The 22,092-nt window shown below is 68.1% G+C and carries 17 protein-coding genes and 1 tRNA gene; 13 read left to right on the top strand and 5 right to left on the bottom strand.

What is annotated here, in order from left to right; all coding sequences use genetic code 11:
* Window positions 1-114 precede the first annotated feature (114 nt).
* The 4 genes from AC25Y0_RS12580 to AC25Y0_RS12565 are packed head-to-tail and all read left to right on the top strand — an operon-like array spanning window position 115 to window position 6,212.
* Complete coding sequence (locus AC25Y0_RS12580) at window positions 115-870, top strand: DUF4194 domain-containing protein (RefSeq protein ID WP_488134752.1); 756 nt, start codon at window positions 115-117, stop codon at window positions 868-870.
* Window positions 867-4,274, top strand: coding sequence for an ATP-binding protein (locus AC25Y0_RS12575; protein ID WP_488134751.1), 3,408 nt, complete (start codon window positions 867-869; stop codon window positions 4,272-4,274). Before AC25Y0_RS12580 ends, AC25Y0_RS12575 begins: the two co-directional genes overlap by 4 nt.
* A complete protein-coding gene (locus AC25Y0_RS12570) occupies window positions 4,271-5,422 on the top strand; it encodes a Wadjet anti-phage system protein JetD domain-containing protein (RefSeq protein ID WP_488134750.1) in 1,152 nt (383 codons plus the stop codon). The genes AC25Y0_RS12575 and AC25Y0_RS12570 overlap by 4 nt, the downstream gene beginning before the upstream one ends.
* A gap of 25 nt (window positions 5,423-5,447) precedes the next feature.
* On the top strand, window positions 5,448-6,212 hold the full coding sequence (locus AC25Y0_RS12565; RefSeq protein ID WP_488134749.1) for a tyrosine-type recombinase/integrase: 765 nt from the start codon (window positions 5,448-5,450) through the stop codon (window positions 6,210-6,212).
* 188 nt (window positions 6,213-6,400) lie between these two features.
* Here AC25Y0_RS12565 and AC25Y0_RS12560 read toward each other — a convergent pair.
* A tRNA-Ser gene (locus AC25Y0_RS12560) sits at window positions 6,401-6,490 on the bottom strand.
* An 81-nt stretch (window positions 6,491-6,571) separates the two neighbouring features.
* Between AC25Y0_RS12560 and AC25Y0_RS12555 the strand changes: the two genes are divergently transcribed.
* From AC25Y0_RS12555 to radA, 3 genes are all read left to right on the top strand, one after another.
* Window positions 6,572-7,942 (top strand): MFS transporter, encoded by a 1,371-nt coding sequence (locus AC25Y0_RS12555; protein ID WP_488124102.1) that lies wholly within the window; start codon window positions 6,572-6,574, stop codon window positions 7,940-7,942.
* An 86-nt stretch (window positions 7,943-8,028) separates the two neighbouring features.
* Window positions 8,029-8,982, top strand: a complete 954-nt coding sequence (locus AC25Y0_RS12550; protein ID WP_488134748.1) for an L-lactate dehydrogenase — start codon at window positions 8,029-8,031, stop codon at window positions 8,980-8,982.
* 80 nt (window positions 8,983-9,062) lie between these two features.
* Window positions 9,063-10,430, top strand: a complete 1,368-nt coding sequence (gene radA, locus AC25Y0_RS12545) for a DNA repair protein RadA (RefSeq protein WP_488124100.1) — start codon at window positions 9,063-9,065, stop codon at window positions 10,428-10,430.
* Here radA and AC25Y0_RS12540 read toward each other — a convergent pair.
* The 3 genes from AC25Y0_RS12540 to AC25Y0_RS12530 form a co-directional block, all read right to left on the bottom strand.
* Window positions 10,427-10,837, bottom strand: a complete 411-nt coding sequence (locus AC25Y0_RS12540; RefSeq protein ID WP_488124099.1) for a dehydrogenase — start codon at window positions 10,835-10,837, stop codon at window positions 10,427-10,429. The genes radA and AC25Y0_RS12540 overlap by 4 nt on opposite strands.
* Before the next feature lie 280 nt (window positions 10,838-11,117).
* Window positions 11,118-11,798, bottom strand: coding sequence for a hypothetical protein (locus AC25Y0_RS12535; protein ID WP_488124098.1), 681 nt, complete (start codon window positions 11,796-11,798; stop codon window positions 11,118-11,120).
* 51 nt (window positions 11,799-11,849) lie between these two features.
* Window positions 11,850-12,353: an amino-acid N-acetyltransferase gene (locus AC25Y0_RS12530; RefSeq protein WP_488124097.1), complete on the bottom strand. Its 504-nt coding sequence runs from the start codon at window positions 12,351-12,353 to the stop codon at window positions 11,850-11,852.
* Window positions 12,354-12,530: 177 nt separating this feature from the next.
* Here AC25Y0_RS12530 and AC25Y0_RS12525 point away from each other — a divergent pair, with 177 nt between their 5' ends.
* The 3 genes from AC25Y0_RS12525 to AC25Y0_RS12515 all read left to right on the top strand — a co-directional run bounded on the left by AC25Y0_RS12525 (window position 12,531) and on the right by AC25Y0_RS12515 (window position 17,975).
* Complete coding sequence (locus tag AC25Y0_RS12525; RefSeq protein WP_488124096.1) at window positions 12,531-13,538, top strand: hypothetical protein; 1,008 nt, start codon at window positions 12,531-12,533, stop codon at window positions 13,536-13,538.
* Window positions 13,539-13,650: 112 nt separating this feature from the next.
* Window positions 13,651-15,648 (top strand): purple acid phosphatase family protein, encoded by a 1,998-nt coding sequence (locus tag AC25Y0_RS12520; protein WP_488134747.1) that lies wholly within the window; start codon window positions 13,651-13,653, stop codon window positions 15,646-15,648.
* 158 nt (window positions 15,649-15,806) lie between these two features.
* Window positions 15,807-17,975, top strand: a complete 2,169-nt coding sequence (locus tag AC25Y0_RS12515) for a Xaa-Pro dipeptidyl-peptidase (protein WP_488134746.1) — start codon at window positions 15,807-15,809, stop codon at window positions 17,973-17,975.
* A gap of 77 nt (window positions 17,976-18,052) precedes the next feature.
* Here the strand turns inward: AC25Y0_RS12515 and AC25Y0_RS12510 are convergent, their stop codons facing one another.
* The gene (locus tag AC25Y0_RS12510) at window positions 18,053-20,356 is read right to left on the bottom strand and encodes an ATP-dependent Clp protease ATP-binding subunit (protein ID WP_488134745.1); all 2,304 of its coding nucleotides are present in this window, start codon (window positions 20,354-20,356) and stop codon (window positions 18,053-18,055) included.
* 178 nt (window positions 20,357-20,534) lie between these two features.
* On the opposite strand from AC25Y0_RS12510, the gene AC25Y0_RS12505 reads away from it, so the two are divergent.
* Genes AC25Y0_RS12505 through AC25Y0_RS12495 form a run of 3 tightly spaced genes read left to right on the top strand, consistent with a single transcriptional unit; the run spans window position 20,535 to window position 21,996 of the window.
* The gene (locus tag AC25Y0_RS12505; RefSeq protein ID WP_488134744.1) at window positions 20,535-21,161 is read left to right on the top strand and encodes a hypothetical protein; all 627 of its coding nucleotides are present in this window, start codon (window positions 20,535-20,537) and stop codon (window positions 21,159-21,161) included.
* Window positions 21,161-21,769 (top strand): hypothetical protein, encoded by a 609-nt coding sequence (locus AC25Y0_RS12500; protein WP_488134743.1) that lies wholly within the window; start codon window positions 21,161-21,163, stop codon window positions 21,767-21,769. Before AC25Y0_RS12505 ends, AC25Y0_RS12500 begins: the two co-directional genes overlap by 1 nt.
* Window positions 21,766-21,996: a helix-turn-helix domain-containing protein gene (locus tag AC25Y0_RS12495; RefSeq protein WP_488124090.1), complete on the top strand. Its 231-nt coding sequence runs from the start codon at window positions 21,766-21,768 to the stop codon at window positions 21,994-21,996. The genes AC25Y0_RS12500 and AC25Y0_RS12495 overlap by 4 nt, the downstream gene beginning before the upstream one ends.
* Window positions 21,997-22,092: the final 96 nt, after the last annotated feature.

Below are 22,092 nucleotides of genomic sequence, written 5' to 3'. Positions count from 1 at the left end.
ACCCGTCAACCAAAGTAGGGGCAGTCCCTACTTCGCAGTGCGACCCGACGGCAGTAAGCGCACATTCCGCGTCCCGACGATCGCGCCGGGCACCCGAGTCGAGGAGGGCGACCTGTGACGGTCACCGATCAGGAAATCGTCGGCGGCGACGACGACGACATCGAAGTCGAAGCGGCGACCGTCGAGACGGTCGACACCGAGCCGGGGGACGATGACACCGAAAGAGATGCGCTCTCCACCCACGCGGTCTTCGCCGGCGACGAAGGCAGCCTGGATCTCGAAGTGAGACGGGCGCTCGTGGTGCTCATGAAGCACCGGTTCATCACCTCCCGCAGCCACCCGAAGGAGTGGCGGACCGTCGTCGTGGAACGCCAGACGATTGCGAGCCGGCTCAACGATCTGCTCCTCGAGCTGAAGGTCGACCCCGAGCGCGAGGTCGCCTACAAGCGGCCGGTGACCTCTGACACCGGAGTGCGCGAGTTCCCGACCCTTCTGCATGACACGACCTGGCCGCGCGAGGAGACAGCGTTGCTGGTCTATCTGCGGGTGCGCGCACGCGCGGAGCAGTCCCGGGGTGAGCCGGTCACCCGGGTCAGCCAGACCGAACTGCTCGACTACCTCCGCGAGAACAGGCCACCGTCGGCCACGGATCGGGTCAAGGAGGAGCGCCGCGCCGAGCGCGCGGTGGGGGTGCTGAAGACCGCCGGCCTGCTGGAGAAGACGGGAGAGGACGGCGTCTTCCGGATCTCGCCGGCGGTGGAGACCATGCTGCCGATGACGGTACTGACCGAGTTGCTGCGTTGGCTCACCGTCCGTAACGAGTCGGGGCCCGTACATGAGGAAGAAGTGAGCATGGAGGCGCAGTCATGAGTCTTGTCGAGCAGATCTCGGCGATGGTCGACACCGGTGAGCCGCAGTGGCGTGCCGAGCGGCTGCAAGTGGTGAACTGGGGCGGTTTCCACGGGCATGCGGGCGTCGAGTTCTCTCCCGATGTCACCGTCATCAGCGGGATGTCGGGAGCGGGGAAGAGCTCGCTGCTGGATGCGTACATCGCCCTGATGATGCCGCCGAACGTGCCGTTCAACGGCGCCTCGAACGACTCCGGCGGAGGACGCGCACGCTCAGCCGAGCAGCGGAACCTGCTCAGTTACCTCCGCGGCAAGCTCGATGAGACGACAGAAGATGGTGAGGTCGTTGACCGCGTCATGCGCGGTCGTGGGCAGCCCACCTGGGGTGCCGTCGGCATGACGTTCATCAGCGACAGCGGAGAGCGCCACACCGCGATGCGGGCGTACTTCGTCCCCGCGCGCGTCTCCCGCGCCAGCGAGATCACGGCGATGCGCCTGATGGCCATCGACGATGAGTTCGACCTCCGCGACCTGGAACGGTTCGCCACGATGGGCGAGCACCACTTCCCGCCCGCGCAGCTGAAGGCGACCTGGCCGGATCTGCGGACCTTTGACACGTACAGCTCGTTCGCTCAGGCGCTGTACGTCAAGCTCGGGATCGGCGCCGGCGGCGACGGGGCGAAGGCGCTGCGGCTGCTGGCGCGCATTCAGGCCAGCGAAGACATCACCACGGTGGACAAGCTCTACAAGGATCTGGTGATCGAGACCCCCGATACCTACGAGAAGGCGGACGCCGCGATCGAGCACTTCGACCGGTTGGAGGACGTCTACCAGGAGATGGTCACCGCCCAGGCTCGCGCCGAGCTCCTGGAGCCGATCACCGCGGCCCACGAAGCGCTCACCCGCGCGAGGGAAGCGCTGGAGAACGGCGACGAGCTGGGATCTCTGGATGGTGAGTCGACACCGGCCGCGCTATGGCGGATGCGGCGGCACCGCGAGACGCTCGGGCGGGCGGTGGATGAGAACCGTACGGCCGCGCGCGCCGAGCGGGCCAAGCTCACGTCCATCATCGAAAGCGAGCGAACGCTCAAGGGGCAGCTCGAAGCGACGAAGAAGGCGCACAGCGACGCCGGCGGTGACCTGCTGGTGGATCTGGGCATCCAGATCGACCTCGTCGAGGCTCGGCAGCGCACTCGTGAGGAGCGCCGCGGACGTCTTGTGGCGGCCACCGCGTCGCTGCGTGAGCCGATCACCACAGAGGCCGAGTTCGGGTCGCTGCAGCAGAAGGGGCGCGCGTTCCTGGCGGAGTATTCCGGCGCCGCCGACCGCCTCCGCGCCCTGCGCGACGAGGCGCGCGACGGAAGCTGGCCGCTGCGGGAGCGCATGAAGGCCATCCGGAACGAGCTGACCTCGTTCGAGCGTCGCGCGGGTCGCATCGACCCGTACCTGCACGAGATGCGGGAGGCGGCTGCAGAGGCTTCGGGTCTCACCACAGCTGACCTGCCGTTCGTCGCCGAGCTCATCGACGTGACGCCGGACGAGGAGCGCTGGCGGGTCGCCATCGAGACGGCGCTCTACTCCAGCGCGCGGCTCATGCTGGTGCCTCTCGAGCACCTCGAGCACTTCTCGCGGAGCATCGACCCTCTGCATCTGCGGGGCCGGCTGAACTTCGAGGGTGCCGCGCGGTCACAGACCCAGCAGCAGCCGATCTTCGAGCCGGACCGCGTCGCCGGGAAGCTGCAGTTCAAGGACTCGCCCTACCAGGCGTGGGTGACCGAGCATGTCGCGCACTCGTCGCGGAACGCGCTCTGCGTGGAGGACGCATCGCAACTGGACGGACGGGACCTGCAGATCACACTCGCCGGTCAGACCCGGCGGGGGCGCCGCGGCAGCCACGGCCGTCAGTCGACGCGCAACGTCATCGGCTTCGACAACGCCGACCTCCTGGCCGACCTCGCGAGCGAGCACAGCGAGATCGAAGCGCAGCTTCAGGACGCCGACGCCGAGGTCACGCGGCTCACATCGGCATCCGCAGCCCTCAGCGCGACGAAGGCCGCCTACGACCGCGTGATGGAAGAGAGCTGGGCCGACATGGACGTCGCCGCCACCGCGACGGAGCTGGCGGAACTCCGGCGGCGTCGGGACGAGATCCGCAACAACAGCGATGTCCTGAGCGAGCTCGACCGGCAGATCACGCAGCTGGAAGGCGAGCTGGACGGGGTGCAGGGGCAGCGGCACGCTGTGACGGCTGCCGTGCGCACCCTCGACGACGCGCACGGACGATACGTCGAAAGCGAGGACGCTCTCAACCCGACGCTCGAACGTATCGAGCAGCAGGGCAGCATCCTGCTCCGCCAGGAACTGTCGGACGACCTCGACCGCGTGTGGGCGGGTGTCGTCGCCGGCGACGCCGACACCCCGGAGCGCTTCCTGCATCACTTCGCGCGCCTGCGCGTCGAGCTGACGCGTCGGACGGAAAGCGCACGCGAGGACGTCGCCCGCGCGACCCAGCAGATCGAGCTGACCTTCAAGCGGTACCAGGCGCAGTGGGAAGACTCCAACCTCGGCACGACGGTCGACTTCTACGACGACTACGCCGCGATCCTCGACGAGATCGTGCGCTCGGGGCTGCGCGAGCGGCGCGAGGAATGGCGTCGCCGGCTGCTGACGTGGAGCGGCGACGACCTGCAGCAGCTGGCGACAGCACTCAATGCCGCCATCGAGCAGATCGAAGACCGCCTCGAGCCGATCAACGAGATCCTCCGGGACGTGCCCTTCGGTGCGACGAGTGACCGGCTCTTCATCCACCTGCGGCGCCTGGCCCCCGAGACGGTGGTGAAGTTCCGCCAGGAACTGGGGCGTCACGCCCGCATGGCAACGGCAGGGCTCGGCGACGAGCAGATGGAGAAGGTCTTCCGAGACCTGCGCAGATTCATCGCCCAGATCCGCCGGAAGACCGACGTGCGGCTACCTCGCGAGCTCGTCGACTCGGTCGACCGGGATCGTCTGCTGGATGTGCGACGACATGTCGAGATCACCGCGCAGCGGCGCAACACCGACGGAGAGGCGCTGAGCATATACCGGTCACTGCAGGGCAAGAGCGGCGGCGAGATGCAGGAGCTGATCGCGTTCATCGTCGGAAGCGCCCTCCGCTTCCAGCTGGGCGACCAGCGGCGCAGGCGCCCGCGCTTCGCACCGGTGTTCCTGGATGAGGGCTTCATCAAGGCCGACGGGCAGTTCACCGCGCGCGCGGTGGAGGCGTGGCGGGGGCTCGGATTCCAGCTCGTGATCGGAGCACCCGTGGACAAAGCTCCAGCCCTCGAGCGGCATGCGCAGGTCATCGTGGAGATCGCCAAGAACCTGGAGTCCCACCGTTCCTATGTGCTGGAGATGCGCGCCATCGACCCGGTCGGAGGGAAAGCGTGAAGCGGCCGGCTGACATCGTTCAGGACGTCGAGCGGCGGCTCGCGCGCACCTGGGCGGAGGAACTGACGGGAGAGCTGGCTGAGTCAGCATGGCCGCATCGGTTCCCGATCGGCGCGGCGACAGTGCGGGACAGCGACCCGAAGACTGTCGGTCTCATCGACGACTGGCGGCAGTGGACCCGCGAGTGCGGGCTCGAGCTGGCGGACCGCGGTCGGCGCATCGGCGCCGTGATACACGTCATCCCCTCCCACGTGGTGCTGACCAGCGTCGACGAAGCCGCCCGTATCGTGGGGGCGGTCTGGCAGCGGCGTCTGGAGCGTGGGCGAGACAGGATCGAGCAGCTGCGGAGGCGGTTCCCTGAGGTGGCGGGGCTGTCTCGCATCATTCGGGATGTGGACAGCTTCAGCGACGTCGACTTCGAGCTGCTCCTACGGGCAGGCGAGTGGTTCGCCCGGAACTCGGCAAAGGGTCTGACTCCTCGTCAGGTGCCCTTGGAGGGCATCCACGCGAAGTGGCTGAACACGCGCCGGCACCTGGTGATCACCCTCGCCGGTGTCTCGGACCTGGGGCTCGCAGCGGCACACCCCTCCCGCATCCACTTCACCTACCTCGATCCGGACTACCTCGCCGCCGGCGGCCGCCGCCATGACAGCGCGACCGTGGGGGACTGGTTCACACCCGCGTACATGCCGGAGGTGGTCGTCATCTCCGAGAACAAGGACACCGCGATCCACTTCCCCGAGACGCCGGGAGCCATCAGCGTCGAAGGCGTGGGTCGCGGCGGAGGGACGATCGCGAGCTTCCCCTGGTTGGTCAGTGCACAGACGGTCATCTACTGGGGCGACATGGACCCTGACGGCCTCGAGATCCTCGACGGCTTCCTCGCGGCGGGAGTCCCTGCCCGTCCGATCCTCATGGACCAGGGTGCCTTCGAGCGCTACGAGCGCTACGGGGCCGACGTCGACAAGCGGGGTGCAGCCCTCGCAGGGCGGGACGCACGGAAGGTGCCGCACCTGGCGGAGAGCCAGCTCGAGCTCTACCGCAACCTCGTCGACCCGGCGTGGCCTCGAGCGCGACGGATCGAGCAGGAGCGGATCCCGCTTGCAGTGGCCCGCGAGGCCGTGATCGACGCCGCTCGCAGAGCTTGACGGGATCCAGGAATGGGTGTCGGCGATGGCGCAAGTCGAGGGCGCGTCGAACGTGCTCCGCGCGCACGGAATCCTCGCCGGGATCTTCGACACCGCGGTAAAGGATCGCAGCCTGTTGGCCAACCCCGCGCGTGACATCTCGCTCCCACGAAAGACGAAGAAGCGGAAGGCATACCTCAGTCACGCGCAGGTCGAACTGCTCGCCCTCAACTCACGAGACCCGGTGCTGATCCGGTTCCTCGCGTACACCGGACTGCGCTGGGGCGAAGCGACCGGCATCCGCGTTCGCCACCTCGATCTCTCCAGACGACGCGCACGTATCGAGGAGAACGCGGTGATGGTCAACAACACTGTCGTCATCGGCACTCCGAAGTCCCATAAACATCCGTCGGTACCCATCCCGCCGTTCGTGCTCGAGATCCTCGCCCTCCGCGCTCAGACCCGCAGCCAGGACGACTACGTCTTCGGCGACGGCACGGATCCGCTCCGACTTCCCAACTCGCAAGACGGGTGGTTCGCCGGCGCCGTCCGCCGCGCCCAGCAGGTCGACCCCCAGCTCCCCCGTGTCACTCCGCATGACTTGCGGCATACCGCAGCGTTCCTCGCCGTAAGTGCGGGCGCGAACGTCAAGGCGGTGCAGCGCATGCTCGGTCACGCGAGCGCAGCGATGACGCTCGACACATACAGCGATCTCTTCGACGACGATCTCGATGGCGTGTCCGCCGCGCTCGACCGCGCCAGAACAGACCGTCTGCGTGACGTTCCATGGCGCGAGCCCGACAGGGCTTGAGGTGGCGCGGACGCGCGAGCATCTATGCGATCACAAGGACGCGGAGCGCTGCCAGTACCCGTTCTGATCGACGTCGATCGCCCTGGCTATATTTCAGATGTGGTCAGGATGTGGGCACGGCCCACTTTCCAGGCAAAGAAGAAGCCCCTCGATCCCAGTGTTTACAAGGGATCTCGGGGCTTCGACGGTGGCGGTGACGGTGGGATTTGAACCCACGGTAGGGGTGAACCTACACAACATTTCGAGTGTTGCACCTTCGGCCGCTCGGACACGTCACCGCGGAAGAGTTTACGGCACGCAGCCGGTTGCCGCGAATCGGACTTCGCCGCGTGCCCTGTCCACGGGCGTACCGTGTCTGCATGGCGACCACCCTGCGCACGAACCAGCGTCTCGTGCTCGCCATCGCCGTGATGGCATCGTTCGTCGCGTTCCTCGACAGCACCGTCGTCACTGTCGCCCTTCCCGCGATCGCGAGCGAGCTCGGCGGCGGCCTGACGACGCAGCAGTGGGTCGTGGATTCCTACCTGATCACGCTGGCCGCTCTGATTCTCGTCGCAGGTTCGGTGAGCGATGCGTTCGGCCGCCTTCTCGTGCTGCGGATCGGTCTGGTCGGGTTCGGAATCGCCTCGATCGCGATCGCTGCGGCGCCCACGGTCGAGTTCCTGGTCGTCTCACGCGCCGTCCAAGGAGCGACAGGCGCGTTTCTCGTGCCCAGTTCCCTCGCGCTCATCACGTCGACTTTCCGCGGTGCAGCACAAGCCCGCGCGATCGGCACCTGGACCGCCCTCACCACCGGCGCGATGGTGCTCGGGCCCGTCGTCGGCGGCATCCTCGTCGACCTGCTGTCGTGGCGCGTGGCGTTCCTCATCAACATCGTGCCCATCGGGGTGACGCTGTGGCTCATGGCGCGGGCCGATGTGCGCGACACCCGAAAACCGGATGCCACGATCGACTGGCTCGGCGCGGCGCTCTGCACGCTGGGGCTCGGGGCGATGGTGTTCGCACTCATCGAAGAGCCCCGCCTCGGGTGGCACTCCCCCGCTGTCTGGGCCCCGTTCACGATCGGCGCCGCCCTCTTCGCCGGGTTTCTCATCCGCCAGCGGACCGCGGCCGCGCCGATCCTGCCGCTTGACCTCTTTCGCGTGCGAAACTTCTGGACCGGTAACCTCGCGACGCTGTTCATCTATGGCGCACTCGCCCTCAACGGCTTCGTCGTCGCGGTCTACCTGCAGCAGGGGGCCGGGCTCTCGGCGACCCTGGCGGGACTCGCGAGCCTGCCCATCACGATCCTCATGATCCTGCTGAGTTCACGTGTCGGCGATCTCGCCGGCCGGTGGGGCCCACGCCACTTCATGACGGTGGGGCCGCTGCTGATGGGCGCGGGTTCGCTGCTCTTGCTCACGGTTTCCGGGGACTTCTCCTACTGGTGGCAGGTGCTGCCCAGCATGCTCGTCATGGGCCTGGGCCTGTCGATCACCGTCGCACCGCTGACCTCGGCCATCCTGGGAGCGCTCGACACCGACCGCTCAGGCATCGCGTCGGCCGTCAACAACGCCGTCGCACGCGTCGCCGGACTGCTCGCGATCGCCGTGCTCGCCACGATTCTGGGTGGCGAGCTCGATCTGGCCGGCTTTCACCGTGCCGCCGTCGTCACGGCGGGCCTCATGATCGGCGGCGGTGTCGTCTCGTTCGTCGGCATCCGCAATCGGCCACGGTCCGAGGGACCCTGACGATTCATCGGGCTGCGGTGGCGGCCTGTCGCGCCCTGCGCACCAGGGGCCTGGTCCGCAGCACGTCACCCTGTCACACTGGCCGCATGGCAGTCATCGAGAACTCAAAAGTCACGATCGTCGGAGCCGGAAGCGTCGGCTCGAGCGCCGCCTACGCCGCATTGATCCGCGGATCTGCGCGGCACGTCGCCCTGTACGACATCGCCACCGTGAAGGTCGAAGCCGAAGCACTCGACCTGGCCCACGGCACCCAGTTCACCGGCACGAGTGACATCATCGGCGGCAGCGATCTGTCGGTCGCCGAAGGATCTCACGTCGTCGTCATCACCGCCGGCGCGAAGCAGCAGCCCGGTCAGACACGCACGGATCTCGTGGGCGCCAACGCGCGCATCATGGCCTCGATGATGCCCGACCTGCTGAGCGTCGCACCGAACGCGATCTACGTGATCGTGACCAATCCGTGCGATGTGCTCACTGTCCTGGCGCAGAAAGCGTCCGGGCTTCCGCCCGAGCGGATCTTCGCGTCAGGCACGGTGCTCGACACCTCGCGCTTGCGCTGGAAGCTCGGCCAGCGCGCCGGGGTCGCGACATCGAGCGTGCACGCCTCGATCGTCGGCGAACACGGCGACACGGAGTTTCCCCTGTGGTCCCGCGCCTCGATCGGCAGCGTGCCCATCCTGGATTGGGAGACCGAGCACCACCCCCGCATGACGCAAGAGGAACTCGATCAGATCGCGACCGATGTGCGCGATGCCGCCTACAAGGTGATCCAGGGCAAGGGAGCCACGAACTACGCGATCGGATTGACGACCGCCCGCATCATCGAAGCCATCCTGCGCGACGAGCACGCGGTCATGCCCGTCTCGCCCGTGCTCGACGACTTCCACGGCGTATCCGGCGTCGCCCTGTCGGTCCCCTCGATCGTGAGCGCGGGCGGTGCGGTACCCATCCGCGAGACGCGGTTCGACGACCGCGAGCTCGAGCTCTTCCGCCGCTCGGCCGAAACCCTGCGAGAAGTGGTGGCCTCGTTGCGGTCCTGACGAGATCGCAACCCCGGGCTCCGTCACCGGCTTCGGCCACGACGACCGGCTATGTCGCACCCCCGACATAGCCTGGTCCCATGGCGACACGGCGACCCACCCAGACCGCACCGTACCGGTGTACCGAATGCGGGTGGACGACCGCGAAATGGGCGGGACGCTGCGGCGAATGCCAGCAGTGGGGCACCGTCGTCGAGGCATCCGAACCGACCGGTCTTCTGCGCACGATGGTGCCCGTCGCCCCCGATGCGAAGCGCACCGCGCGACCGATCACGCACATCGACACGAGCGACGCGCCGCGCCGCACGACGGGCGTGGGTGAGTTGGACCGCGTACTCGGCGGCGGCATCGTGCCGGGCGCGGCCGTCCTGCTCTCGGGCGAGCCGGGCGTCGGCAAGTCGACGCTGCTGCTCGATGTCGCCGCCCAGTCCGCCCGCGCCGGACATCGCGTGCTGTACGCGAGCGCCGAAGAATCGACGGCGCAAGTACGACTGCGCGCCGAGCGCACAGGTGCCCTGCACGACGAGCTCTACATCGCGAGCGAGACGGATCTCGCAACGATCCTCGGACACATCGACGAGGTTCGGCCCTCTCTGCTCATCGTCGACTCCGTCCAGACGGTCTCGTCCGCGTTGTCCGACGGCATCGCGGGCCAGCCGGCGCAGGTTCGCGAGGTGGCGGCCACGCTCATCCGCGTCGCGAAGGACCGCAGCATCCCCACGATCATCGTCGGCCACGTCACGAAAGACGGCACGATCGCGGGTCCGCGCGTCCTCGAGCACCTCGTCGACGTCGTCTGTCATTTCGAGGGCGACCGGCAGACGTCGCTCCGCTTCGTGCGCGCGCTCAAGAACAGGTTCGGCCCCACAGACGAAGTCGGCTGCTTCGACATGACCGGCACCGGCATCACCGAGGTACCCGACCCCAGCGCCCTCTTCCTCGGCCACGGCACGCCCGAGCCGGGCACGTGCGTCGCCATCGCCCTCGAGGGGCGGCGAGCGCTCCCGGTCGAGGTTCAGGCGCTGACGATCAAGGCGAGCGGACCGAATCCGCGGCGCGTCGTCAACGGCGTCGACGGCGCCCGCGTCGCGATGGTGCTCGCGGTGCTCGAGAAGAAGGCCGAGCTCGTCACGAGCGACAAAGACGTCTACGTCTCGACGGTCGGTGGCGTCCGCTTCACCGAACCGGCGGCTGATCTCGCGATCGCCGTCGCCGTCGCGAGCGCCCTGCGCAACGAAGCCACGCCGCGCACGCTCGCCGCGGTAGGCGAACTGAGTCTCGCGGGCGAGATCCGCCCCGTGACCCAGGCGGCGCAACGGCGATCCGAAGCGGCTCGGCTCGGCTACACCGACGTGATCGACAACCGCTCCGGAACACTTCGCGGCGCGCTCGATGATGTGCGCCGCCGCGTTCGCGGTCGCCCCCGCGACGAAGAGCCGACCTTCTAGGCGTCGAGCGCGGCGATCAGGTCGGCGGGTGAGGCCTGCATCGGGTGCGGTCCCGCGATGTCGAAGAACACCGTCGTGATCGTGTTCGCGTGCGTGCCGAGGAACGCTCGAAGCGCACCGGGCGACTGCAGCGCGACGGCCGGCGGCAGCGTCGCCGGCTTGTGCGTGGCATCGCTGAACAGCAGCAGAGCGATGTCGCCCGTGCTGGGATCGCGGTACGTCCACACCTCACCCACATCGAGAGGGCTGTCGCGGCTGCCGGGCTTCATGAGCGGAACGACCGTCGGCCCGTGGCGCAGAGCGAGCGCGACGGCGGCCATGTCCTGCGTCTGCAGCGCGTCTGCGAGCTGCGTGTTGCGGAACTCGGGCGGTTCCTTCTTCTTCCCGCGCTTCTTACCGGATGCCATGACCCAAGCCTACGCAGACCGCCGCCGCGAAAAGATCTGGCCCCCTCGGGTCGACCCTGGCCGGGGTCGACCCGAAGAGGGCCATAAATGCTCACCGAAAACTCATCGTTCACGACACCTCGCTGGGGGACGAGACATTGCTGGGGACAACGTGTCGCTACCGATACGGGAGCTAACTTAAGGATACCCGAGCGCCCCATAACCTTCTGTCCCCATTTCGGGGGACAGAAGGGCATGCCGCCGCGAAGGTCGACGGCGCCGATCGCGCAGCGAAACCTGCTCAGTACAAGAGGAGGTTCTTCTCCTGCGCAGAGGAGATTCCGCCGATCTCGACGGAGAGGCGGTACGACGCGCCGCCCCCGGGAGCGGCCTGGCGCTGAGCGTCGTCGCAAGTGCCGACGGCCGACCGGGTTCGGTCCCACACGATCGGGGTCGCGCTCGTCACGCTCTGCCCTGCGGCGAGCAGCACGACCATGTCGCTCGGTTCGGACTGGCAGTCGGTCGAGCGCCACCACACGTCGTTGCCGCTGGCGATGGTGAACACCTGCGTGCTCGTGCCGACGTTGAGCGCGCAGTCCTCCTCGCCGGTGTTGGTGAGGCGCATGGACAGTTCAGGGTTCTGGCCCGAGCCGTACGAGTCCTGGTCGGTGAGCGGCTCGACCGTGAGGGTTTCCTTGACGCACGGTGCCGCACCCACCGGAGGCGCTGCGGATTCGGTCGTCGCCGCCGGTTCGCCTGTCGCTTCCTGCGACGAGGCGTTCGGCACAGGCAGTTCGGTCGCGGCATCCGGAGTCTGCTGCACGCCCGACGACGCGGGCGGAGTCGAGGCGGCGCCACGCCACGGCTGGGCGATGAGCACCCACACGACCGCGACGACGAGGACCAGGGCAAGCAGAAGCACGAGTCGCCGCCGTCGATAGACCGCCGGGGAGTGCCGCCGGCGCGGAGAAGTGCCGCTCATAGATCCAGGGTAGGCACCTCGGCTCGGCGTTCTCGCCGCGGCGCGCCCTTCTCAGAGATGCTTCAGCATGCGCGTGTTGCCGAGCGTGTTTGGCTTCACGTGCGCCAGGTTGAGGAACTCCGCGACGCCCTCGTCGGGGCTGCGCACAAGCTGCGAGTACACGTCGGGGTCGACGACCTGCTCGCCGATCGTCTCGAACCCGCGACGCGTGAAGAAGTCGACCTCGAACGTCAGGCAGAACAGCCGCGTGAGGCCGAGCTCGCGCGCGTTGCCCTCGAGTCGCTCCACGATGCGGCGACCGACGCCGTGGCGCAGCCAGTCGTCGGCGACGATGAGGGTGCGCACCTCACCGAGGTCTTCCCACATGACGTGGAGCGCGCCGCAGCCGATCAGCTGTCCGTCCGTGTCTTCGGCGACGACGAACTGCTGCACGGCCTCGTACAGCACGACGAGGTCTTTCCCGAGCAGGATCCGGCGTTGCACATAGGGCTCGAGCATCGCCTGGATGCCGCGCACGTCGGCGGCGCGCGCCTGGCGCACGGTGTACTCGGCCATTCCCCCAGCCTACGGCGCACGCCGCACCTGTGCGCAGTGCAGGAACGGATGCAGGCGGATATCGCCTCACCGGGCCGGGGACACTCCATCCCGTCACCCGCCCGTCGCCGGATGTTCACCCCGGCGCCGTACCGTCGCGCGACACCACCAGGAGGCACCATGCGCGCGCGACAGGTCATGAGAAAGCACACGGCACGGCTGGCTGCGGCAATCGCCGCGGGCCTGCTCGCCGGATCAGCGGCCGCCGCCGCGCCCGCATCCGCCGACGCATCCCTCGCCTGGGCCATCGCCCCGGCCTCGACCGAGGGCGCCGACGGCCGCGTCTCGATCCGCGCGACCCTCGACCCCGGCACCGTCGTGACCGAGCACGTCGAGCTGTCGAACCTCTCGGACACCCCGCTCACCTTCGCCCTGGCGGGTGCCGATGGCACCATCACCGCGGAGGGCGACTTCGACGTGCTCGCCGACAGCACGGCCTCGACGCGCGCCGGGCTCTGGATCGACGTTCCCCCGCGCGTGACCGTGCCACCGCGATCTGGCACGGTCGTGCCCGTATCGATCGCGGTGCCCGCCGACGCGCTTCCCGGCGACCACCCCGCCGGCATCGTCGCGACCCCTGCGCGCGACGCCGCGGCCGAGGACGGCGTCGCCGTCATTGCCCGCACGGGCGTGCGTCTGCACCTGCGCGTCGCGGGTGAGCTTGCCCCTGCCCTCACACCGCACATCACCGGCCTCGACTACGAGCCGAGCTGGAACCCGCTCGAACCTGGCCGCCTGCGCGTCACGTGGCAGGTCACGAACACCGGCAACGTGCGCCTGGGCGGCACGCCGACCCTGTCGGTCGCGGCCCTGGGCGGCCTCGCTCCGCAGCTGGAAGGCGAACGACTCGAGCAGTTCCGCGAACTCCTGCCCGAGGGAGCGCGCGCGGGTGTCACGACGGTCGACGCGTGGCCACTGTTCGCCCTCACCGCTGACACGGTTATCGCTCCCACCCTGGTCGGTGACGACCTCGTCGAGACGACTCTGCCGACGGGCGTTGCATCGGCGACGGTGGTCGCCATCCCCTGGGTGCACCTGGCGGTCATCGTCGGGGCGGGTCTGCTCGTCGCGGTCGTCGTCCGTCGAACCCGCTCCCGGCGCGGCGGCAGACCGACAACGGATGCCGCACCCCGCACGGACGCCTGAGTCACCCCGCGTTCACCGGGGCGTCGACGCCGCGTCGCATCGGCGTCGACGGGCCGACACTCACCATCGGAAGCATCGTGTCCGCAAGGTCCACCCCCGACGAAAGAACACGATGAACTTCAGAACTCGCAAGAGAACGTTCGCCCTGTGCGCCGGCATCCTCACCGCTGCCGTCGTCGCCAGCCCCTTCGGCGCCGCGGCAGCAGTCGCCGCCGATGAGACCGCCACCGGCGCTCCCGAGCGCGTCATCCTCAACCCGACCGCCGATCCCGCAACGTCGCAGCTCGTGACGTGGCGTTCGATCGACGTGCCCGCTGACACCCCCGCCACGGTCGAGGTTCGCGACGCCGCCGGCGACATCACGACCGTCCCCGCCGTCACCAAGCGGGTGCTGCACATCGGCCAGGACAACCAGGTCACCGCGAGCGCCGCCGACGCCGCGAAGACCGCTGTCACCTTCACGGCCGAGCTCACGGGCCTCCAGCCGGGCTCGAGCTATGCGTACCGCGCGATCACGGGTGAGGTCGCCGACGAGTGGAACACGTTCACGACGGCATCCGCGTCCGACGACCCGTACACCTTCACGTGGTACGCCGACGGCCAGAACGACCTCACGGAGTTCTGGACGCCGATCGTCGAGACCACGAAGACCGCGTTCCCCAACTCGGCGCTCTCGCTGCAGTCCGGCGACCTCATCAACCTCTCGGTAGACAACGAGTGGGGCGAGTGGTTCGACATCCTCGATGGCGAGCGCCAGACCGAGAACTGGCTGGTCGCCCCCGGCAACCACGAGTACTCCCGCGACGCTGCCGCCGAGTTCTGGGACGCGAGCTTCACCGCTGCCGACAACGGCCCCACGGTCGACGCGGCTGCGGACGCGAGCACGCAAGCCTATGAACAGCTCGTCGTCGACCACCTCACCGACAAGGCGTACTACACCGACTACCAGGGCGTGCGCTTCATCCAGCTGAACTCGCAGCTGGTCGGCCAGTCCGCCGTCGAGGCATCGCTCGGGGTCGACCTGCCGAACCTCGAAAGCGCCGCCTGGCAGCAGGTCTACCTCGGCGTTCAGTCGAAGTGGCTCGACCGCGTGCTCGAGGAATCGACCGCCAACTGGAACATCGTCACGTTCCACCACCCGACCTTCTCGGTCTCGCAGGGCCGCAACCAGCCGCTCCAGCGTGCGGCGTGGCTGCCCATCTTCCAGAAGCACAACGTCGACCTCGTGCTCTCAGGCCACGACCACACCTACGGTCGCGGCTACCTCAATGCGGACGCCGCCGAGGGCGCGACGGACGGCCCCGTGTTCGCCGTGTCGAACTCAGGCCCCAAGCACTACAGCCTCGCCGACGACGCGTCGAACGTGTGGCTCAACAACGGCGCGACACAGGTCACGAAGTACCAGCACATCTCCCTGACGCAGGGCATCCGCGTGACGCCCACGACACTCGAGTACGAAGCGGTCGTCGCCCAGACGGGCCGCGGCGCGAACCCCAACACCGACCTGCAGGTCGGCGAGACGGGTGACGCGTTCACGATCGTGCGTCACGCGGACGGTTCGAAGAGCGTGACCGAGGGCATCCAGCGCCGCGTCGCCACGGGTCTCGGCGAGGCCGGCGAGCCGATCGGCGGCGACCTGGTCGTCGAGGCCGAGATCCCGAGCCTCGGCGAGGGAGCACTGAGCCTCGCGGTCGCAGGCGAGGGTGAGACCCTCGCCCTCGGTGACGCGGTCAATGACGGCGACCGCTGGTCGTTCGCCGCTGAGCTGCCCGTCGTGAGCGTCACCGACACGCGCACCGAGGCGGCAGGGTGGAGCGTCTCGGTCAGCTTCGACGATCTCGTCGGACACCGCGGCACTATCGAGTCGTCACACCTCGGCTGGTTCCCCCGCGTCCTCGACGCGGCGACGGCTCGCGCCGGCCAGCCCGTGCGGAGCACCCTGTCCGGCGGCGAGGGCCTGGTCGGTGCGCAGATGCTCGCCGGCGCCGACGACCACGCCCGCTGGGGAACGACGCGCCTCGGCGCCGACGTCACGCTCGAGGCGCCGATCGGCGCTCAGCAGGGCACCTACCGGGGCGCCGTGCACGTGTCGCTCTTCCCGGTCGACTGATCCCGTCCGGTGCGCCCGGGGGCCGGTCGTCTCACTCGAGACGGCCGGCCTTCGGCTTTTCGGACAGCGAGAGCAGATGCGCCGCATCCCGAGGCATCGCGCATGATACATCAGTCCCGCTACTGTGAGCCTCGTCCGCCATCTCAATGAGGAGAGCCATGACCCTGACCATTCGTCCCCCCCGATCCCGCAGGAGATGGGTCGCGACAGCGGCCGTCGCTGGCCTCATCGGCGCCGGCTTCGCCGTACCGACGGCAGCAGCCGGCGCACCCGATGAGAGCACCGTCCCCGTCTTCCACGACGGACTCGCCCAGCCGGTCTTCACCGGTCCCTGGGTCACTCAGGAGTTGTGGGTGGAAAGCGAGTTCGACACCGACGGAGACGGCAAGCTCGACCGGATGCACGTGGATGTGACGCGTCCTCGTGAGACCCAGACCGACGGACTCAAGGTCCCCGTGCTGTACGAGACCAGCCCGTACTACGCGGGAACATCCAGCACGCAGGCGCAGTACTTCTGGCAGAGCGACGTCGAACTCGGCGTCACCCCTCCGCTTCGGACCTCACCGCCCCTCGTCGTCGCCCCAGGGCGCACGAGCCCTGTCATCTCGACCAGCCTGATCTCGACCTGGGTGCCACGGGGATTCGCCGTCGTGCACTCCGAGTCGCCCGGCACCGGGCTCTCGCAGGGCTGCCCGACGGTCGGCGGCGCCAATGAGTCGCTGGCACCCAAGGCGGTCATCGACTGGCTCAACGGCCGGGCCAAGGGCTTCACGTCGATCGACGGCGACGTCGAGGTGTCGGCCGACTGGTCCACCGGCAAGGTCGGGATGACGGGAACGTCGTACAACGGCACGCTTCCGCTTGCCGCGGCGACGACCGGCGTCGACGGCCTCGAAGCGATCGTGCCCGTCGCCCCGAACACCGGCTACTACCCCTATTACCGCTCGAACGGGCTCGTCCGGGCACCCGGCGGCTGGGCCGGCGAAGACATCGACTTCCTCTTCGATTACATCAACAGCGGAGCGCTCGACAAGCGTCAGTACTGCATCGATACCGTGCGCGACGTGATGCAGGCGAACCAGGATCGGGTCACGGGTGACTCCAACGAGTTCTGGGAGGCACGCGACTACATCCACCAGCTCGACGACGTGAAGGCCGCGGTGTTCATGGCGCACGCGTTCAACGACTGGAACGTGATGCCCGAGCACAGCCTGCGCATCACCGACGTTCTCAAGCAGAACGGCGTCGAGACGCTGCAGTACTACCACCAGGGCGGACACGGCGGAAACCCGCCCACCGATCTGCTGAACCGCTGGTGGAGCCACTACCTGTACGGCATCGACAACGGCATCGACACCGACGTGAATCGCGCATGGATCACGCGCAACGAGGGAGTGCCGAGCACCGTGACTCCGTACGCGGACTTCCCGAACCCGGCCGCAGAGCCGGTGACGCTCACACTGCAGGGCTCGGGCACCGGCAACGACGTCGGCCTGACGTCGCGAGCCCGGGGCGATTCCGCGGTCCACCGATTCGTGGATGCCGGCAACACGACGTGCACGCTCGCGAACCTCGCGACGACTCCCTCGCCGAACCGTCGGATGTACGTCAGCCCCAAGCTGCTCAACGACATGCACATCTCGGGAACCGGTTCCGTGACGCTGCGCATGGCGATGGACGCACCGCGGGCGAACCTCTCGGTCGCGCTCGTCAAGCTCCCCTGGACGGGCCAATCCGGATGCAACTCCAGCACGACCGGTTCATCCACGAGCGTGATCACACGCGCCTGGGCTGACCCGCTCAACCGCAACTCGCTCACGCGGGAGGACCCCATCACGCCCGGCGAGTTCGTCGACGTGACGATCCCACTGCAGCCGGACGACCAGATCATCCGCGCCGGGCAGCAGATCGGGCTCGTGATCTTCTCGACCGACCGCGAGTTCACCCTGCGCCCCCAACCGGGCACCGAGATCTCGATCGACCTCGGCGGAAGCTCCGTCGAACTGCCGGTGGTCGGCGGACGCACGGTCGATAGTTCGGCCCTCACCCTGGATGCCACGCCCCGCACGCTTGCGGGCAAGGTGTACGTCAGCGTGTCGGCGACCAATGACGGCGGTCAGCCGGCGGACATCACGATCGCGACCGAGTACGGCGACAAGACGTTCACCGCCGTGGCGCCGGGCGCCACCGTGGCCCTCTCGGTGAACACCCGCCTCGCGTCGATCCCGGCCGGCAACGCCACCGTCACGGCGACCCGGATGATCAACGGCGAGCCCCTCACCGAGGTCAGGACCGTTCCCTTCGGAGCGTTCCCGGTCGGGCGATAACCCCGGCTTTCTGCCGGAATGACGAAAGCGGATGCCGCGGGGCTGAGCCCGCGGCATCCGCTCTTCGTTTCAGCCGGTCAGGATCCGATCGCGAGGTCGGGTGTTGCCGAGATCTCGCCGCCCGAGGTGATACCGACGGCGACCTTGTCACCGCGCGGTCCGTGCTCGAACCGGAAGGCGCCGTTCTCGGTGTCGACCTTGACGTGGTCGCCGGAGTTCAGCTCGCCGTGCAGGATCTTCTCGGACAGGCGGTCCTCGATCTCCTGCTGCATCGCACGACGCAGCGGACGAGCACCCAGGGCCGGGTCGAAACCGATCTCGATGAGCTTCTCCTTGGCCGACTGCGACAGCTCGATCGTCATGTCGCGGTCGAGCAGACGCTCGGCCAGGCGCTTGGTGAACAGGTCGACGATCTGCACGAGTTCGGCCTTGGACAGCTGCGGGAAGACGATGATGTCGTCGACGCGGTTGAGGAACTCGGGCTTGAAGTGACGCTTGAGCTCCTCCTGCACCTTGCCCTTCATCCGGTCGTACGACGTCGCGCTGTCACCTTCGACCTGGAAGCCGACCGGGCCGCCCGCGATGTCGCGCGCGCCGAGGTTGGTCGTCATGATGATGACGGTGTTCTTGAAGTCGACCACGCGCCCCTGACCGTCGGTCAGACGACCCTCTTCGAGGATCTGCAGGAGCGAGTTGAAGATGTCGGGGTGGGCCTTCTCGATCTCGTCGAAGAGCACGACCGAGAACGGCTTGCGGCGCACCTTCTCGGTGAGCTGGCCGCCCTCTTCGAACCCGACGAACCCGGGAGGGGCCCCGAACAGGCGCGAGACGGTGTGCTTCTCACCGAACTCGGACATGTCGAGCGAAATCAGCGCAGCCTCGTCGTCGAAGAGGAACTCCGCGAGCGCCTTGGCGAGCTCGGTCTTTCCGACGCCCGTCGGGCCGGCGAAGATGAACGATCCCGACGGACGCTTCGGGTCCTTGAGTCCCGCACGTTGGCGGCGGATCGTGCGCGAGAGCGCAGCGATCGCCTCCTCCTGGCCGATGACGCGCTGGTGCAGCGCCTTCTCCATGAAGACCAGGCGGCTGGTCTCTTCTTCGGTGAGCTTGAAGACCGGGATGCCGGTGGCCTGAGCGAGCACCTCGGCGATGAGTCCTTCATCGACGACGGCGTGGGTCGCGACGTCGCCCGACTTCCACTGCTTCTCAAGGCGCAGTCGCTCGGCGAGGAGGGACTTCTCTTCGTCGCGCAGCGACGCAGCCTTCTCGAAGTCCTGGTCCTCGGAGGCCTGCTCCTTCTGCTGGCGCACGTCGGCGATCTTGTCGTCGAACTCGCGCAGCTCGGGCGGGCTCGACAGGATCGACAGCCGCAGGCGTGCGCCGGCCTCGTCGATCAGGTCGATCGCCTTGTCGGGCAGGAATCGGTCGGACACGTAGCGGTCGGCGAGGTTGGCCGCCGCGACGATCGCGCCGTCGGTGATCTGCACCTTGTGGTGCGCCTCGTAACGGTCGCGCAGACCCTTCAGGATGTTGATCGCGTGCGGCAGGCTCGGCTCGGCGACCTGGATCGGCTGGAAGCGGCGCTCGAGCGCGGCATCCTTCTCGAAGTGCTTGCGGTACTCGTCCAGCGTCGTAGCACCGATCGTCTGCAGCTCACCACGAGCCAGGAGCGGCTTCAGGATGGAGGCTGCATCGATGGCGCCTTCGGCGGCACCGGCACCGACGAGCGTGTGGATCTCGTCGATGAAGACGATGATGTCACCGCGCGTGCGGATCTCCTTCGTGACCTTCTTGAGTCGCTCCTCGAAGTCACCGCGGTAGCGGGAACCGGCGATGAGCGATCCGAGGTCGAGCGAGTAGACCTGCTTGTCCTTGAGCGTCTCGGGCACGTCGTTCTTGACGATCGCCTGCGCGAGGCCCTCGACGACGGCGGTCTTGCCGACGCCGGGCTCACCGATCAGGACGGGGTTGTTCTTGGAGCGACGCGAGAGGATCTGCATGACCCGCTCGATCTCCTTCTCGCGCCCGATGACGGGGTCGAGCTTGTTGTCGCGGGCAGCCTGGGTGAGGTTGCGGCCGAACTGGTCGAGAACCGCCGAACCGCCTTGGGCGCCCTGCGAGCTCTGCTCGCCGGCGCCGGCGGCAACGCCCGCGGGCTCCTTGCCCTGGTAGCCGCTGAGCAGCTGGATAACCTGCTGGCGCACCTTGTTGAGGTCAGCGCCGAGCTTGACGAGCACCTGAGCGGCGACGCCCTCGCCCTCGCGGATGAGGCCCAGCAGGATGTGCTCCGTGCCGATGTAGTTGTGGTTGAGCATCTTCGCCTCTTCTTGGGCGAGCACCACCACGCGTCGAGCGCGGTCCGTGAATCTCTCGAACATCATCTACCTCCGGCCAGACGCTCCTCTGGCGCCTACAAATCGAGGGTAACGAGGGCACGGATGCCACATGCCCGTGTTCGCCGTCGGCATAGCGAGCGCGGAGGTCGCCCTTGACTCGTCGCATCCGGTTTCATATCGTTTCTCGATAACAACGATTATCGATAAGTACAGGAGCCTGCCCATGGATATCGCACCGCACACCCGCGTCTCCCGAGGAGACCGCATCGCGCTGGCGATCATCGCGGTCGGCGCGGTCGGCGTCGCGGTGGCCTCGGTGATCGCCATCGTGAGCGGCGCCCTGAGCACGTTCCGCGGTGAGCCGCCCGTCGTGATGCCGATCCGAGGGGGCGACGCACCCGCGATCGAGGCCATCCCCGGCATCGAATCCGCCGACTACACCGCCGCCGAGGTGGTCTTCGCCGCTCTGCCCGACAGCGTGCGGTGGCTGCTGTTCGCAGAGGGTGCCCTCCCCGCCATCGCCACGATCGGCGTGTGCGTCGTGGCGTGGTGGCTCGCCCTCTCTCTGATGAGGTCGCGGCCCTTCCGCCCGGCGATGCCCGGGGCCTTCGGACTGGTCGCGTGCCTCGTGCTCGTCGGCGGGGTCGGCGGTCAGCTGCTCGGCTCGATCGGGCGGGCGGTGCTCGTCGCGGACCTCACCTCGGTCGACTCGCAGGTGAGCGAGGTCTTCTGGATCTATGTCCTCGACCTCGACCTCGCCCCCTTCGGCTGGGGGTTCGCTCTCGCGCTGATCGCCGGCGCGTTCTCGCTCGGCGCACGCCTGCAGCACGAGACGGAAGGACTGGTGTGATGAACGAAACCTCCCAGAAGGAGCGCACCGACATCGTGGTGATCCTCGTTGTGGCCGGCCTCGTCGCGATCGCGGCGGTGGTCGTCACCGTGTTGCGATACTTCGACGCGTTCACGCCTTCGGGCATGGCGGTCAGCGTGCCGTTCTCGGGCGTGCCCGTGCAGCTCACCGCCGCCGACGATCTGCCGGCCACGACGGTGCAGGTCACCGACGGTCTCATCGTCGCCGAGGGAGTCAATGCGGTGTCGCAGTTCTCGCTTGCGACATCCATCGCCATCGGCGGACTGTCCTGGCTGACCGTGATCGCCCTCTTCGCCGTGATCGCGATGCGATTCCTGCGCGGACGCTTCTTCGACCCCGGCACGCCTCGGCTGCTGGATGCCGCCGGATGGATCATCTTCGGAGGTGCCCTGGCGGTCTTCACACTGGAATCCTTCGGCCGCAACGGGGTGCTGGCCGCCGTCGGACTCGCCGGATACTCGCCGCCGTCCTGGGCGGTGACGGCGGAGTTCGTCCCGTTCTGGTTCGCTGCCATGGTGCTGGGGCTCGTCTCGATCGCCTTCCGTCGCGGCATCCACCTGCAGCGCGACACCGAGGGGCTCGTGTGACTCCCGCAGACGATGACGAGGTCACCGGCATCCACTGCCGACTCGACGAGCTGCTCGCCGAGCGCGGGATGACCCTCACCCGACTGTCGGAGCTGGTCGGGGTGTCGGTCGTGAACCTCTCGGTGCTCAAGAACGACCGCGCCCGCGCGATCCGTTACTCGACCCTCTCGGCGATCTGCCGCGTGCTGGACTGCGAGGTCGGCGACCTCCTGGTGCGCATCGATTGACCGCCGCCGATAGGTTCACTTGCCGCACTCGGTCGTCGCCCCGCGTCCGGTGAGCAGCTCGAGGCAACCGAAGCGCACGGCGCGTCGGTTCAGTTG

The organism is Microbacterium sp. Y547 (genome assembly GCF_057669785.1).
This window is presented reverse-complemented; position numbering and strand designations above follow the sequence as displayed.